The organism is Azospirillum sp. UENF 312511, assembly GCF_058780635.1.
Genome location: NZ_JBSNCG010000003.1, coordinates 1,893,257 through 1,907,629 on the forward strand (window position 1 = coordinate 1,893,257; position 14,373 = coordinate 1,907,629).

General features: G+C 69.6%; 13 protein-coding genes. 6 read left to right on the top strand and 7 right to left on the bottom strand.

The features are described from left to right. Window positions 1-5 precede the first annotated feature (5 nt). The 5 genes from ACWPN7_RS20315 to ACWPN7_RS20335 all read right to left on the bottom strand — a co-directional run bounded on the left by ACWPN7_RS20315 (window position 6) and on the right by ACWPN7_RS20335 (window position 7,542). The gene (locus ACWPN7_RS20315) at window positions 6-983 is read right to left on the bottom strand and encodes a GDP-L-fucose synthase family protein (RefSeq protein WP_103039776.1); all 978 of its coding nucleotides are present in this window, start codon (window positions 981-983) and stop codon (window positions 6-8) included. A gap of 14 nt (window positions 984-997) precedes the next feature. After that, window positions 998-1,996: an NAD-dependent epimerase/dehydratase family protein gene (locus tag ACWPN7_RS20320; RefSeq protein ID WP_149648291.1), complete on the bottom strand. Its 999-nt coding sequence runs from the start codon at window positions 1,994-1,996 to the stop codon at window positions 998-1,000. 68 nt (window positions 1,997-2,064) lie between these two features. Then, window positions 2,065-3,420, bottom strand: coding sequence for a nucleotide sugar dehydrogenase (locus ACWPN7_RS20325; RefSeq protein ID WP_103039775.1), 1,356 nt, complete (start codon window positions 3,418-3,420; stop codon window positions 2,065-2,067). Window positions 3,421-3,649: 229 nt separating this feature from the next. Continuing rightward, a complete protein-coding gene (locus ACWPN7_RS20330; RefSeq protein ID WP_349618882.1) occupies window positions 3,650-5,095 on the bottom strand; it encodes a flippase in 1,446 nt (481 codons plus the stop codon). Between the two features lie 173 nt (window positions 5,096-5,268). Then, complete coding sequence (locus ACWPN7_RS20335; protein ID WP_103039773.1) at window positions 5,269-7,542, bottom strand: GumC family protein; 2,274 nt, start codon at window positions 7,540-7,542, stop codon at window positions 5,269-5,271. A gap of 236 nt (window positions 7,543-7,778) precedes the next feature. Between ACWPN7_RS20335 and ACWPN7_RS20340 the strand changes: the two genes are divergently transcribed. From ACWPN7_RS20340 to ACWPN7_RS20355, 4 genes are all read left to right on the top strand, one after another. Continuing rightward, window positions 7,779-8,471, top strand: coding sequence for a Crp/Fnr family transcriptional regulator (locus tag ACWPN7_RS20340; RefSeq protein ID WP_459196014.1), 693 nt, complete (start codon window positions 7,779-7,781; stop codon window positions 8,469-8,471). An 82-nt stretch (window positions 8,472-8,553) separates the two neighbouring features. Beyond that, window positions 8,554-8,745 (top strand): YgaP family membrane protein, encoded by a 192-nt coding sequence (locus tag ACWPN7_RS20345; RefSeq protein ID WP_145681332.1) that lies wholly within the window; start codon window positions 8,554-8,556, stop codon window positions 8,743-8,745. 88 nt (window positions 8,746-8,833) lie between these two features. After that, a complete protein-coding gene (locus ACWPN7_RS20350) occupies window positions 8,834-9,592 on the top strand; it encodes a helix-turn-helix transcriptional regulator (protein ID WP_103039826.1) in 759 nt (252 codons plus the stop codon). Window positions 9,593-9,662: 70 nt separating this feature from the next. Beyond that, complete coding sequence (locus ACWPN7_RS20355) at window positions 9,663-10,613, top strand: DMT family transporter (protein ID WP_103039772.1); 951 nt, start codon at window positions 9,663-9,665, stop codon at window positions 10,611-10,613. Between the two features lie 71 nt (window positions 10,614-10,684). Here the strand turns inward: ACWPN7_RS20355 and ACWPN7_RS20360 are convergent, their stop codons facing one another. After that, entirely contained in the window at window positions 10,685-11,269 is a 585-nt protein-coding gene (locus tag ACWPN7_RS20360; RefSeq protein ID WP_014239303.1) for an ActR/PrrA/RegA family redox response regulator transcription factor, read from the bottom strand. A 14-nt stretch (window positions 11,270-11,283) separates the two neighbouring features. Further along, window positions 11,284-12,624 carry an ActS/PrrB/RegB family redox-sensitive histidine kinase gene (locus ACWPN7_RS20365; protein ID WP_459196013.1) on the bottom strand — a complete coding sequence of 447 codons (1,341 nt, stop codon included), beginning with the start codon at window positions 12,622-12,624 and terminating at the stop codon, window positions 11,284-11,286. Window positions 12,625-12,733: 109 nt separating this feature from the next. Here ACWPN7_RS20365 and ACWPN7_RS20370 point away from each other — a divergent pair, with 109 nt between their 5' ends. Both ACWPN7_RS20370 and ACWPN7_RS20375 read left to right on the top strand, forming a co-directional pair. Next, entirely contained in the window at window positions 12,734-13,534 is an 801-nt protein-coding gene (locus ACWPN7_RS20370) for an ABC transporter ATP-binding protein (RefSeq protein ID WP_456529727.1), read from the top strand. Beyond that, window positions 13,521-14,357: an ABC transporter permease gene (locus ACWPN7_RS20375; protein WP_051657739.1), complete on the top strand. Its 837-nt coding sequence runs from the start codon at window positions 13,521-13,523 to the stop codon at window positions 14,355-14,357. Before ACWPN7_RS20370 ends, ACWPN7_RS20375 begins: the two co-directional genes overlap by 14 nt. Window positions 14,358-14,373 lie beyond the last annotated feature (16 nt).

Below are 14,373 nucleotides of genomic sequence, written 5' to 3' on the forward strand. Positions count from 1 at the left end.
GGCGGTCACTCCGCGGCTTCGCCGGTCGTGGTGGCGGCGGGCCGGGGAGCCGGCGGTGCGGCGTTCTCCAGGAACCAGCCGTAGGTGCGATTCAGCCCCTCCTCCAGCCCGACCTTGGGCCGCCAGCCGGTGGCGAACAGGCGCGACACGTCCATCAGCTTGCGCGGGTGGCCGTCCGGCTTGCTCAGATCCTGGGTCAGCGCCCCCTCGTAGCCGACCACCCCGCGGATCAGCCGGGCCAGATCGCCGATGGCGATGTCCTCGCCGGGGCCGACGTTGATGATGTCCTCGCCGTCGTAGCGTTCCATCAGGTGCAGGCAGGCGTCGGCCATGTCGTCCACATAGAGGAACTCGCGGCGCGGCGTGCCGGTGCCCCACAGGGTGACGCTGGGCGCCTGCTCCATCTTCGCGTCGTGGAAGCGTCGGATCATGCCGGGGATGGCGTGGGAGCCCTCCGGGTCGAAATGGTCGCCGGGGCCGTAGAGGTTCGACGGCATGGCGCAGATGGCGTTGAAGCCGTACTGCCGCCGGTAGGCCTGGCACTGGGTGATGCCGGCGATCTTGGCAATGGCGTAGGGCTTGTTGGTCGGCTCCAGCGCGCCGGTCAGCAGAGCCTCCTCCTTCAGCGGCTGCTCCGCGAATTTCGGGTAGAGGCAGGAGGAGCCGAGGAACAGCAGCTTCCTCACCCCCGCCCGCCAGGCCGCGTCGATGACGTTGGTCTGGATCAGCAGGTTGTCGCGGATGAAGTCGCCGCCGAAGCGCTCGTTCGCCAGGATGCCGCCGACCTTGGCGGCGGCCAGGATCACATAGTCGATCTTTTCCCGGTCGAAGAAGGCGCGCACCGCGGCCTGGTCGGTCAGGTCCAGCTCGTCGCGGCCGCGCAGCACGAGGTCGTCGTAGCCGCCCTCCACCAGACGGCGGACGATGGCCGAGCCGACGAGACCGCGGTGCCCCGCGACGAAGATGCGGCTGTTTCGCTCCATGGCTCTCGTGTCCCTTATTCGGCGGCGCTGGCGATCGGGGCGTCGCCGTCGCGGCTGCGGGCGGCGTACCAGTCCACCACGCCGGGCAGACCGTCCTTCAGCGGGATGCGCGGCGTGAAGCCGAGCGCGGACAGGCGGGCGATGTCGGGGCTGCGCCGCTGGGTGCCGCCGGGGGCGGGCGGTCCGATCTGGATGTCCGCCACCCGCCCCAGCGCGGCGACGACCTGCCGGGCGAGTTCGGCGATGGAGATCTCCTCCGGGTTGCCGACGTGGTAGATGCCGAGATGCTCGCCGCGCTCGATCACCGTCATGATGCCGTCCACCGCGTCGTCAATGTGGACGAAGGCGCGGGTCTGGGTGCCGTCGCCCTGGATGGGGAAGGGCACGAGGACCTCCGGGCTGCGGTCGATGGCGGCCACGGCGCGGCGGACGAACTCCGGCACCACATGCTCCCACCCCATGTCGGGGCCGTAGACGTTGTGCGGGCGGAAGATGGCGACGCGGTCGAAGCCGGTGCGGCCCCAGTTGACCGCCAGAAGCTCCGAGATCAGCTTCGACCCGCCGTAGCTGTAGCGCGGGTTCAGCACGTCCGGAACGACCAGCGGGATGTCCTCCGGGGTCGGCACCATCGGCGGGGTCTGGTAGGCCTCGGAGGAGGAGGCGACGACCAGATCGCCCACCCCGTTCGACCGGCAGGCGTCCAACACGTTCAGCATGCCGCGCACGCCGACGTCCAGCACCACCTCCGGCTTCTCGTAGAAGTGCTTGGTGCCGTTGACGGCGGCCAGATGCAGCACGCCGTCGACGCCGCGCACCGCCTTGTCCACCGCCGCCGGGTCGCGGATGTCGCCGGACACGAATTCGACCGCGTCCACGGCGTCGCCGAGCCGGCGCGGGTGGCCGCGGGAGTTGTCGTCGAGGACGCGGACGCGGTGCCCGTCGCGCACCAGCCGGCGGACCAGGGCGGCGCCGATGAAGCCGCTGCCCCCGGTCACGAGATAATGTTTCGGCATTGTTTTTTCCTTAGGCGACAGCGTCAGGGGACGCTTCTTCAAGCGACGTTTCTTCAGGCGATATGTCTTCAGGCGACATGGGCGAAGCGGGCGGCGCCGTGGCTGCCCAGCGCCACGTAGGCCGTGCCCTCGGGCAGGTCCACTTCGCGGCTGTTGAAGTTGTTCCAGAAGTCGTAGATGACCCCCGGCCGGTCCATGCGGCGCGCCAGATCCGGCAGCGGCATGGAGGTGAAGACCGGGTGGTTGTTCAGGATGACGGCGAGGTTGGCGCCATCCACCGCCTCGGCCATGCTGTTGGCCGGCTCCAGCCCGAAGCCGCGGATGTCGTCCGCCGCCACCACCGCGTCGAAGCCGCGCCAGCGCGCCTTGGGGAAACGGGTGCGCAGTTCCTCGAACAGCGGCTTGGCCATGGTGCCGCGCAGGTCGTCGGTCGCTGGGCGGCCCTTGAAGGCGAGGCCCATCAGGCTGATGGTCGGCTCCTGCGGGAAGCCTTGCATGGAGCCGGTCAGCCTCTCCAGGAACTCCGACACCTCGTGGGGCTGGCTTTCGTTGATGCGGCGCCCGGCGGCGGTGATGTCCATCTCCACCCCGAACCCGCGGGCGGATTCGATCAGGATGTGCGGGTCCTTCTCCAGGCAGGGGCCGCCGACCGGGCCGGGCAGCGGCAGCTGCGTGCGCGGGTAGCCCAGCTTGCCCGCCCGCGACACCTCCAGCGCCGACACCTCCATGGCGTTGCACAGCCGGGCGATCTCGTTGGCGAAGGCGAAGGTGACGTCGCGGTAGGTGTTGTCCACCAGCTTGATCATCTCCGCCGTCTCCAGCGTCGAGACCTTGACCGTCGTCGGCGTCAGCATGCCGAAGATCTGCGAGGCGCGGGCCGCCACCTCGACGCTTTCCGCGCCGATGATCTGGGGAAGCTGGTTCAGCTCGATCAGCGCCTGCCCCTCTAGCGTGCGCTCGGGGCAGAAGGCGATGTCGAAGCGCTTGCCGGTGCGGCGCAGGATCGGCGCCACCACCTCACGCGTGGTCCCCAGCTTCACGGTGGAGCGCAGGATGACGAGATCGCCGTCGTGGATGCAGTCGGCGACCTGCCGGGTCGCCGCCTCGATCATGTCGGTGCGCACACGGCCGTCGCGGTCCAGCGGGGTGCCGACGGTGATGATGAAGACGGTGCAGTCCCGGGCGCTCTCCGGCGTGCGGCCGAAGGTGAAGCGCCCGCGCTCCATCACATGCCGCAGCTTCTCGGCGAGGCCCGGCTCATGGAAATGGGGGACGCCGCGGGCCAGCTTGTCCAGCACCTCGTCCCGCACCTCCACGCCGTGCACCTGGAACCCCGCGTCCGCCATGGCCACGCCCAGCGTCAGCCCGACATAGCCGAGACCAAGCACGCAGACGTTCCGGTCGGGAAAGGACTTTGGGAGCATAGTCTTTCGATCCTGCTAGTGATTGGAGCATGCATCCAAAGGCGCCGCCATCCGCCACCCGCGCCATGCGCAATCCGAACGTCTTGCAACGCGGCATTGTTCCGGCCGTTCGGGATGGCGTGAAATGGCTATGCCGTTGATCGGGCATTGTTTTGTTCGTGGTACCCCGGACCGGCGGCAAGGGTGCGTCCGGTCGGCGTCCTTCGGGATTCGGGATGAGGCGTACGGGTCATGCCGCCGCCACGATCAGCCGGCGCAGCCGCGACGGACGCACCAGCCCGGTGAGCAGCGCCGCCAGCGCGTAGACCGCGACCAGCACACTGCCGCCGATCAGCAACGCGGGCAGGGGGTGCGCGGGAGCCATCAGGTCCGGCAGCGCGTGGGTCAAGCCCAGCGTGGCCCCCATGGCGAGTGCTGCGCACAGCGCCGCCCGCGCGACGATTCCGAGGTAGAGCTGCCCGACCTCGCGCCGGTGCAGCCAGGCGAGGCCGGTCATGGCGGTCAGCTCCGCAACGATGGTGGCGGCGGCGGAGCCCTCGATCCCGTAGCGCGGGATCAGGATCAGGTTCAGCGCGGCGTTGGTCAGGCCGCCGATCAGGATGGCGGTCATGTAGCCGGACTGCCGGTGCCAGACGAGCAGCGGGTTGCCCATCGTCAGGTTGATGTGGACGATGGCGACCGCGATCATCAGCAGCCGCAGCGTGTCGGCGGCCGGCGCGTAGGCCGGGCCGAAGACGGTGCCCAGGATGGCCGGGGCCAGGGTGAAGCCGCCTGCCGCGATCAGCGCGCCGATGGACAGGATGGTCGCGGCGTAGTCGCGCATCCGCGCCCGCATCGCCTCGCGGTCGCCGTAGGCGGCGGCGAGCTGCGGCATGAAGGCGCTGAGGATGATGTTCCCCGCGGTCAGCGACAGCACCAGCAGCTTGGTCACCGCGGCGTACCAGCCGACCTCCGTCTGCGGCGCCATGAAGCCGAGCATCACCAGATCGAGGTGGGAGAACAGCGCCCAGGCGAAGACGCTGACCGCCATCGGGGCGGAGGTCTTCAGGATCACCCGCCACTTGGCGAGGTCCACCCGCGGCCTCGGCATCCGGAAATCGCGGCTGAAGCGGGCCAGCATCAGGGCGGCGTTGATGACGAAGGAAACCGCGGTGATCCCGGCGGCGACGGCCAAATCGTCCGGCCCGTGCACCAGCGCCAGCACGGCGACCATGTTGCCGAGCGACGTGCCGATCTCGCGCACCGCGATGACGCTCATCCGCTCCGTCGCCTGATAGACGAAGTCGAGCAGCAGCGCGTTGCCCAGCAACTGCACCGCCTGGACCAGCAGCACCGCCTTGACCAGCGCCGATTTGTCGAGCTGGAGCACGAACAGGACGTAGAGCCCGCCGACCAGCACGGCCAGCAGCATCCGCAGGGTCAGCACATGGTCCGCGAGATCGGTGGCCTTCTCCCGGTCGCGGGCAATCTCGCGCACCGCGTAGGTGGACAGGCCGAGATTCACGAACAGCGCGGCGTAGGCCAGCATGGAGGTGCCGAAGCCGAGCACGCCGAACCCGTCCGGTCCGAGCGCGCGCGCGGTCCAGGCCGTGGTGATCAGCCCGCTCAGCAGCGTGGCGACGCGGGCCAGCCCCAGCGCGCGGATGTTCAGGAAAATGCGTCGTCCGGCGGTCATTTGGCGGCAGTCATCGGGTCTTTTCTGGGTGTGATGGCAAGTGCGGGCGTCGGGCCCCCACCCAACCCTCCCCCGCTGTCGCAGGGGAGGGCTTTTTCTCCTCCCCCTGCGAAGCGGGGGGAGGTCGGGAGGGGGGCCCCGACGCGACCGCTTCTCTCAAGCAAGCGCCGCCGTCAGTTCGCGTAGTAGCGACGGTAGCCGTGGTAGCGCCCGCTGTCCGGGAACTCGTATTGGGCGTGGCGGCGGATATCGACCTGGGAGAACAGGACGCCGACCACCTCGCCGCCCGCCTCGACGATCTCCTTCAGCCCGGCCATGGCGGTTTCCCGCTTGGTCTTGCCCCAATGCACGATGAAGACCGTCTGGTCGGCCAGCGCCGCCAGCAGCTTGCCCTCCGACACCGCCAGCACCGGCGGGCTGTCCAGGATAACCCGGTCATACTCCAGCGCCAGCCGCGAGATGAGCTGGTGCATCCGGCTGGAGCCCAGCATGTCCTGGGGCAGGGCGGAGCCGCGGCCCGACGCGATGAAATGCAGGCCGGTGCGCGGGTCGGTCTGGATCACCTCGTTCGGCGCGCATTCGCCGGACAGCACCTCGTACAGGCCGTGCCGGTTCTCCAGCCCCAGCATCGGGTGCAGCCCCTTGCGGCGCATGTCGCAGTCCAGGATGATCGTCTTCTGGCCGGCGTTGGCGCAGATGCGGGCGAAGGCCGCGGCGATCGAACTCTTGCCCTCGCCGGGGACGGAGGAGCTGAACAGGATCACCCGCTGGTGGCCGTCCGGGTTGGCGAGCAGCAGCGTGGTGCGCAGGTTCTGCATCGCCTCGGCGAAGGCCGACATCGGCTTGTCGATGGCGTAGGCGGCGGGGGAGGTGCCGCGCCGCCGCCGTCCGATGGCCGGGACGATGCCCAGGGAGCGCACGCCGGTCGCCGATTCGAACTGGTGCGGGCTGCGGAAGCCGCGCTCCGACTGCTCGCGCAGCATCGCCAGCAGAACGCCCAGCGTGGCCGAGGCGATCAGGGCCAGCAGCACGATCATCTTCTTGTTGGGCTGCGACGGGTTCAGCGGGATCGCCGCCTCCGACACGATGCGGGCGTCGGGCTGCTGGATCTCGGTCTGGCCGGCGATCTCCTGGAAGCGCGTCAGCATCGCCTCGTACATGGTCTGCGAGGTCTCGGCGTCGCGCTCCAACGTGCGCAGCGTCACGTTGGATTCCTGCTGCTGGTTGCGCTGGGCCTGGAGCTGGTCGAGGTTGGTCTTCAGGGCGGCCTCGCGCCCGCGCTCCAGCTCCACCTCGTTGCTCAGGTTCTGGACGATGCGGCCCACGTCGGCCTTGATCTGGCCCTGCAGGTCGCGCAGCTCGCTCTGCAGCGCGGTCAGCGTCGGGTGGCGGGCGCCGTATTTGTTGGCGGCGTCGGCGATCTTGCGCTGAAGCTCGACCTCCTGCTGGCGCAGCGCCTGGATCAGGGGGGAGCCGAGCACGTCGCCGATGGCCGAGACGCCGCGCGGGCTCTGCGCCAGGGTGGACACCTCGCGCAGCTTGGCCTCCGCCTCCTGCCGCTTGGTGCGGGCCAGGACGTAGCTGGTGTTCAGCTCGGCCAGCTGCTGGGCGATCAGGGTGGTTTCGCCGTTGGCGTTGGTCAGCCCGCTTTCGGCGCGGTACTTCTCCGCCGCCTCGCCGGTCGTCTTGGCCTCGCGGCGCAGCTCGGTGATGCGCTCCTCCAGCCAGGCCGTGGCGCGCTTGGCCGCCTTGAACTTCTCGTCGAGCTGGTCGACGAGGTACATCTCGCCGATGGTGTTGGCGATGAGGGAGGCCTTGCGCGGGTCCTCGCTGTCGAAATCCACGGCGATGACGTAGGAGCGGCCCTGCGGGCGCACCGCCAGATTTTCGATGAAGTTGTTGACGACCGAGGTCCGCTCGTTGGCCGTCTTCTCCTCCGGGCTCAGCGTGATCTCGGGGCGGTCGCCGCGGGCGCTGTTCCACCAGGAGTCGGGCAGCCAGTTCTTCGGATTCAGGTAGTAGAACCAGTTGGTCTGTTCGGGCCGCAGCGCCGCGTTGAACTCCGGGTCGTTCATCAGGCCGAGCTTGTCGACCACCTTTTCCGCGAAGGCGGGGGATTTCAGGATCGCCACCTCGCTCTGCAGGGCGCCCAGCTCCGTCGAGAGGCCGGAGACGACCTCCTGGTAGTTCATCACCTGGTTCTTGCGGTGCTCGACCATGATCAGGGTCTGGGCGGTGTAGAGCGGCGTCATGCGCAGCGCGACGAGACCCGCGATGCCCGTCCCCAGCACGATCACCGTCCCGATCAGCAGCTTGTGGCGCAGCAGCATGCCGGTGGTGCGGCGCACCGCGCTGGCCGCCGCGGTCGACAGGTCGAACGAAACCGGTCCCGGGACCGGTGCCGACTGCCGCCGCTGGGGTTGATCCTGAATGTCCTGGGTCGCCAAAGCGGGTCCTCCTCGCATGCCGAACGGCACCCCGTTCGGGGCGTTACGGTGCCTAGAACGTCATCGACCGTCCGGCCGTTTCATGCTGCCCGCAGTGCATATGGTGGGGAAGACACGCTCATTGGGTACCCTCCCCGGAGTCTCCATTGGGTGGAGTGGCCCAGGGCGAGGGTGCGTGGTGGACCGGGGAAGCCCCTTCGCGGATAATGGTCATCGCCGATCGAAGGGGGCCGGACATGCTGCCGCAACATATTGAAAAGATTGACGTTATCTGGGCGGGTGCGTTTCCGGCGCTGGCTGCGCTGGAGCCCGACGCGCGGGCCGTCCTGCGCGCGCAGGGGACGCGGATGGCGGTGCCGCGCGGCACGGTGCTGTTCCGCATCGGCGGCCTGTGCCACAATTTTCTCATGCTGCTGGACGGCACGGTGCGGGTCCAGATGACCGCCGAAACCGGGCGGGAGATCGTCCTCTACCGCGTCGGGGCGGGCGAAACCTGCATCCTGACCACCGCCTGCCTGATGACGCGCGCCGACTACAGCGCCGAGGGCGTGGCCGAAACCGACCTCGACGCCATCGCGCTCGGGGCTGGGGCCTTTCACGAGCTGCTGGCGCGGTCCGCGGTGTTCCGCGACGTCGTCTTCGCCTCCTTCGGCACGCGTCTGCTCGGCATGATGATGCTGGTGGAGGAGGTGGCCTTCGGGCGCATCGACCTGCGGCTGGCCCGCTTCCTGGTCGACCACCGCGACGCGCGCGGCGGGCTGGACACCACCCATCAGACGCTGGCCGTCGAGCTGGGCACGGCGCGCGAGGTGGTCAGCCGCCAGTTGAAGGAGTTCGAGCGGCGCGGCTTTGTGGAACTGTCGCGCGGCCGCGTCGGGGTGCGCGATCCCGACGCGCTGCTGGCGCTGGAGCGCGCGGGCGGGGTGTGACGGAGTCACAGACCGGAGGGCGGAAAGGGGCTTGGATGGGCGCACCAACCGCCCAATCCATCCCAGCCCGTAAGGTGCATCCATGCCCGTCAACGTCGGCACCATCGACCGCGCGCTGCGCGCCATCGTCGGCCTCGTCCTGATCGCCCTCGTCTTCGTCGGTCCGCAGACCCCCTGGGGCTGGATCGGCCTCGTCCCGCTGCTGACCGCGGTGGTCGGCTTCTGCCCGGCCTACACCCTGTTCGGCGTGCGGAGCTGCCCCATCAAAAAGTGAGGGACCGGGGGCAGGGCGCCAAGCGCCAGACCGCACCGTCCCCTTTCGGCGGGTGGTCGGCGCGCCGGATTTCGGTTATAGGAAGGCGATGTCCACATCGCCGCGCCTCAGCATCGATGTCCGCAGCTACGGCGCGGCGCACAGCGCCCACCGGCACGATTTCGCTCAACTCGTCCTGCCGTTGAGCGGCGCCCTGGAGATCGACATCGCCGGAAAGGGTGGCCGTCTTGGGCCGTGCCGGGCGGCGTTCGTCGAGGCCGGCTCCTCGCACACCCAGACGAGCGACGGGCCGAACCGCTCGCTCATCCTGGACCTCGATCCGGCTCTCCTGGAACCGGCGGTCGGCGACCGGCTGATCCGCCATCCCTTCGTCGCGCTGACCCCGGTGGCCGGCAAGCTGATCGACTACATGGGCCTGATGCTGGACAGCCGTGGCGTGTCGGCGGACAACCTTCGCCTCTGGGTGCCCCTGCTGCTCGACGCGCTTGCCGAGGAACCGGCGCGGCCCCGGTCGCGGCTCGGAACCCTGCTGGCTGCGGTCGAGCCCGACCTCGCGAAGCCGTGGACCGCCGAGACGATGGCCGAGCGGGCCTGCGTCAGCGTCAGCCGGCTGCACGCCCTGTTCCGCGCCGAACTGGACACCACCCCGCGGGCCTGGCTCGCGGAGGTCCGGCTGAAACGGGCTTGCGGCTGGCTCGCGCGGTCGGAGCTGCCGATCGCGGAGATCGCCTATCGCACCGGCTACGCCGACCAGAGCGCGTTCACGCGGGCGATGCGGCGGGCCACCGGCCTGACCCCCGCGGCCTATCGGCGCCAAAGCCGCGAGACCCGGCACAAAAGTCCGTAGCCCGGGACAAGACCACGGTCGCGCTCCATGCCATCCTCGCCCCGGAAATCAGAGAGGGTTGGGAGCAAGGATGGGCGCGACGTGGTTGGGGATCGCCTGCGGCATCGGCGCGGGGGCCTTGTGGGGGCTGGTCTTCCTCGCCCCGGAACTGGCCTCGGCCTTCACGCCGCTCCAGCTCGCCGCCGGGCGTTATCTCGCCTACGGCCTGTTCGCCGTCCTGCTCGTGCTGCCGCGCTGGCACGCCCTGCGCGCCGGGCTCGGTCTGCGCGAGTGGTGGGCGCTGGCGTGGCTGAGCCTGCTCGGCAACATCCTCTACTACGCCCTGCTGGCCACCGCCGTGCAAATGGGCGGGATGGCGATGACCTCGCTGGTCATCGGCTTCCTGCCGGTCGCGGTCACCGTCATTGGCAGCCGGGATCATGGGGCCGTTCCCGTCCGGAAGCTCGTGCCGTCGCTGCTGCTCGGCGCGGCCGGCATCCTGTGCATCGGCTGGCAATCAGTGGGTGACGCCCAAACGGGAATGCCGATGGCCGAGATGACCGGTCTGCTCTGCGCGGTCGGCGCGCTCGTCTCCTGGACGGTCTACGCCGTGGGCAACAGCCGTTGGCTCGCCCGGCTCGGCCATGTCTCGGCGCATGACTGGAGCCTGCTGACCGGGGTGGTGACCGGCGCGCAGGCGCTGCTGCTCGCGGTTCCCGCCTTCCTGTTCGCCCAAGGCGGCCACGCCGCCGGGGAATGGCTGCGCTTCGCCGCCGTGGTGACCGGCTTGGCCATCCTCGCCTCGATCGTCGGCAACGCCCTCTGGAACCGGATGAGCCGGCTGCTGCCGCTGACCCTGGTCGGCCAGATGATCCTGTTCGAGACTCTGTTCGCTCTGCTCTACGGCTTTCTCTGGGAACAGCGGCTGCCGACGGGGATGGAGCTTGCCGCCCTGGTCTGCGTGACCGGCAGCGTCCTGTCCTGCGTCGCGGCCCACCGCCCGAAGCCGCCGGAGACCGCGCGGCAGCCGGCCCCGGCGTGAGGGAAGCCTGAAACGAAAGCGCCCCCTCACCGGTGTGGAGAGGGGGCGCTTTCGTGTCGGAAGGAGAAGGATCAGCCGCGCGGGGCGTGCTTGTTCAGGATGCGCTGCAGGGTGCGGCGGTGCATCTTCAGCCGGCGGGCGGTTTCGGAGACGTTGCGGTCGCACTGCTCGAACACGCGCTGGATGTGCTCCCACCGCACGCGGTCGGCGGACATCGGGTTCTCCGGCGGCGAGGGCAGCGGGCGGCCGTCGGCCAGCAGGGCGGATTCCACGGCGTCGGCGTCCGCCGGCTTCGGCAGATAGTCCACCGCTCCGGCCTTCACCGCGGCCACCGCCGTGGCGATGTTGCCATAGCCGGTCAGCATGACGATGCGGGCGTCGGGGCGGGCGTCGCGCAGGGTCTTGACCACGTCCAGGCCGCTGCCATCGGCCAGCCGCAGGTCGACCACGGCGAAGGCCGGTGCCGATTCCTGGGCGACGTCGATGCCGAGCTGCACGCTGTCCACGGCGACCACGTTGAAACCGCGCTTTTCCATGGCGCGCGCGAGGCGGGTTCGGAAAGGCGCGTCGTCGTCGACGATGAGGAGGCTGCGGGTAACGTCACCCGTGAACGTCAGCTTGGCGGTTTCGCCCGTTGGACTCTCGTCCGTGGTCATCGCGCTATCCACCACTAGTCCTCTGGTTCTAAGACACCACGGTCCCAACGTACGACAACTCGCGCGCCGCCGCTACGGTTATTGCTAAAGGCTACAAGGGCACCCGTTTTCTCTAGCAGCGTTTGTGCAATAAAGATTCCCAGCCCCATATGGCCCGACCGCTCGCTTCTTGCGGACAGGTAGGGCTCGCCGATGCGGCTCAGCAGATGGGCGGGATAGCCGGGCCCGTCGTCCATCACCACCACCGTCGCGGACCGGGCATCCCAGGAGGCGGCGACCGTCACCCGCCCGTCGGCGAACTGGTGGGCGTTCTGGATGAAGTTGCCCAGGCCATGAATGATCTCCGGGCTGCGGCGGACGATGGGTTCTTCCCCAACGGAGCCGTCGCTGCGCTCGACCGTGAACTGGATGTGGCCCAGCCGGTGCGGCGCGCCGGCCGCCTCCACCAGCGCGGTCAGGGGCAGCCGCTCGAACGGGTCGCCGCCGTCGGCCTCCGGCTTGCGGGCCAGCTCCGCCAGGATCTCGCGGCAGCGCATCACCTGGCTTTGCAGAAGCGCCACGTCCTCGGTGAAGGGGCTGTCCGGTGGCATGTCGTGCAGCAGCTCCTTCGCCACCACTGCGATGGTGCCGAGCGGCGAGCCCAGCTCGTGCGCCGCCGCCGCGGCCAGGGCGCCCAGCGAGGACAGCCGCTGCTCGCGCGCCAGCGCCACCTGCGAGGCCGACAGGGCGTTGGCGAAGCGCCGCGCCTCCTCGGCCACGCGGAAGACGTAGCCGCTGATGAAGCCGGCCGACACCGACAGCGACAGCCAGATACCGAAGGCGTAGAGCGGGGCGACCGAGGGCATCGGCTCCGGCCAGGGCAGCGGGAAGTGCCACATCGCCAGCACGGTCAGGCAGACGAGGTTGAGTCCGGTCAGCAGGACCACGCTGTAGCGCGACAGGATCGCCGCGGCCACCGTCATCGGGGCCAGCAGCAGGATGGCGAAGGGGTTGGCGAGACCGCCGGTGAGATAGAGCAGCAGCGTGAGCTGCAGCATGTCATAGCCGAGATAGAGCGCCGCGTCCCGGTCGGCCAGCCGCAGCCGCCCGCCGCGCTGGGCCATCGCCACGAGGTTCAGCAGGACCGAGGCGCCGATGGCCGCCAGCACCGGCCCCAGCGGCAAGGGGAAGCCCATGACGAGCTGCACCGTCGCCACGGTGGCGAGCTGCCCGATCACGGCGATCCAGCGGATCAGGATCAGGGTGCGCAGCGTGACGCGCCCGTCCAGGTTGGTCCACTGGGCCGGACCCGGCCGGCCGGCCTGGGTCATGGCGTGGCGAAGGGAGGTGGCGGCGGTTGCGGAACCGACGGTCATGGGGACGGACTTTCCGGCAAGGCCGCTCTTCCCGCGGCGTCACATCGAATGGCTGGGTGCTGTTTTGCCACTCTGGCGTTTGCGCGCCAAGCGGCCATATTCTCCGCCTATGGATCAATGCGCAAAACAGCACGCCATCCGGGCCGTGAACCTGACCAAACGCTACGGCACCGCCCGGTCCGGCGAGGTCACCGCCGTGGACGGCATCTCCTTCACCGTCGCGGCGGGGTCGGTCACCGGGCTTCTCGGCGGCAACGGGGCCGGCAAGACGACGACCATCTCCATGCTGCTCGGGCTGCTGCTGCCGACCTCCGGCACGGTCGAGGTGCTGGGCGTGGACATGGTGCGCCATCGCCACGCGGCGCTGCCCCGCATGAACTTCTCGTCCCCCTATGTCGAGCTGCCGCACCGGCTGACCGTGCGGGAGAACCTGACCGTCTACGGCCATCTCTACGGCCTGAAGGGAGTGAAACGGCGGGTCGAAGAGCTGGCCGGGCATCTGGAGCTGACCCGCTTCCTCGAACGCCCCTCCGGCGGGCTGTCGGCGGGGCAGAAGACGCGGGTGGCGCTGGCCAAGGCGCTGCTCAACCGGCCGGAGCTTCTGCTGCTGGACGAGCCGACCGCCTCGCTCGACCCCGACACCGCGGACTGGATCCGCACCTATCTGGAGCGCTACCGCCTGGAGTCGGGGGCCACCATCCTGCTCGCCTCCCACAACATGCTGGAGGTGGAGCGGATGTGCGACGAGGTGCTGATGATGCGCCAGGGGCGGATCGTCGACCGCGGGTCGCCGGCCGGGCTGCTGGCGCGCTACGGCCGCACCTCGCTGGAGGACGTGTTCCTCGACATCGCCCGCGACCGCGCCGGCGCGGAGAACGCCAGTCGGGAGGCCGCCGATGCTGCCGAGTGACGCCGCTGCGATGGTTCACCCGAATCCGGCCTTCTCGCTGCGCCGGGTCGGGGCGATGGTGCTGCGTTACTGGTATCTGCTGCGCGGCTCCTGGCCGCGCTTCCTGGAGCTGGCCTACTGGCCGACCATGCAGATGATCCTGTGGGGCTACATCAACCAGTTCATGGCCTCCTCCAGCGCCTGGGTGGCGCAGGGGGCGGGGGTGCTGGTCAGCGCGGTGCTGCTGTGGGACGTGCTATTCCGCGGGCAGCTCGGCGTGTCGGTGTCCTTCCTGGAGGAGATGTGGTCGCGCAACCTCGGCCACCTCTTCGTCAGCCCGCTGCGCCCCGGCGAATGGGTGGCGGCGCTGTTCGGGATGAGCCTGATCCGCACGGTCATCGGCGTCGTCCCGGCGGCGCTGCTGGCGATTCCGCTGTTCGGCTATTCGCTGTTCGACCTCGGGCTGCCGCTGGCCGGCTTCTTCGCCAACCTGATCGTCTTCGGCTGGTCGCTGGGGCTGGTCATCGTCGCGCTGATCCTGCGCTACGGCATGGGGGCGGAAGGGCTGGCCTGGATCGTCGTCTTCATGCTCGCCCCCGTCAGCGCCGTCTACTACCCGGTCAGCGTCCTGCCGGGCTGGCTGCAATGGGTGGCCCTGTCGCTGCCCTCCGCCCACGTCTTCGAGGGGATGCGCGCCATCCTGTTCGACGGCACGATGCGCTGGGACCATCTGGCCTGGGCGGTGGGGTTGAACGCGCTGTTCATGGGGCTGTGCACGGCGGCTTTCCTCTATTCCTTCCATCAGGCGCGGGTGCGCGGGGCGCTGCTGCAGACCGGGGAATGACAAAAAGCGCCGGCCC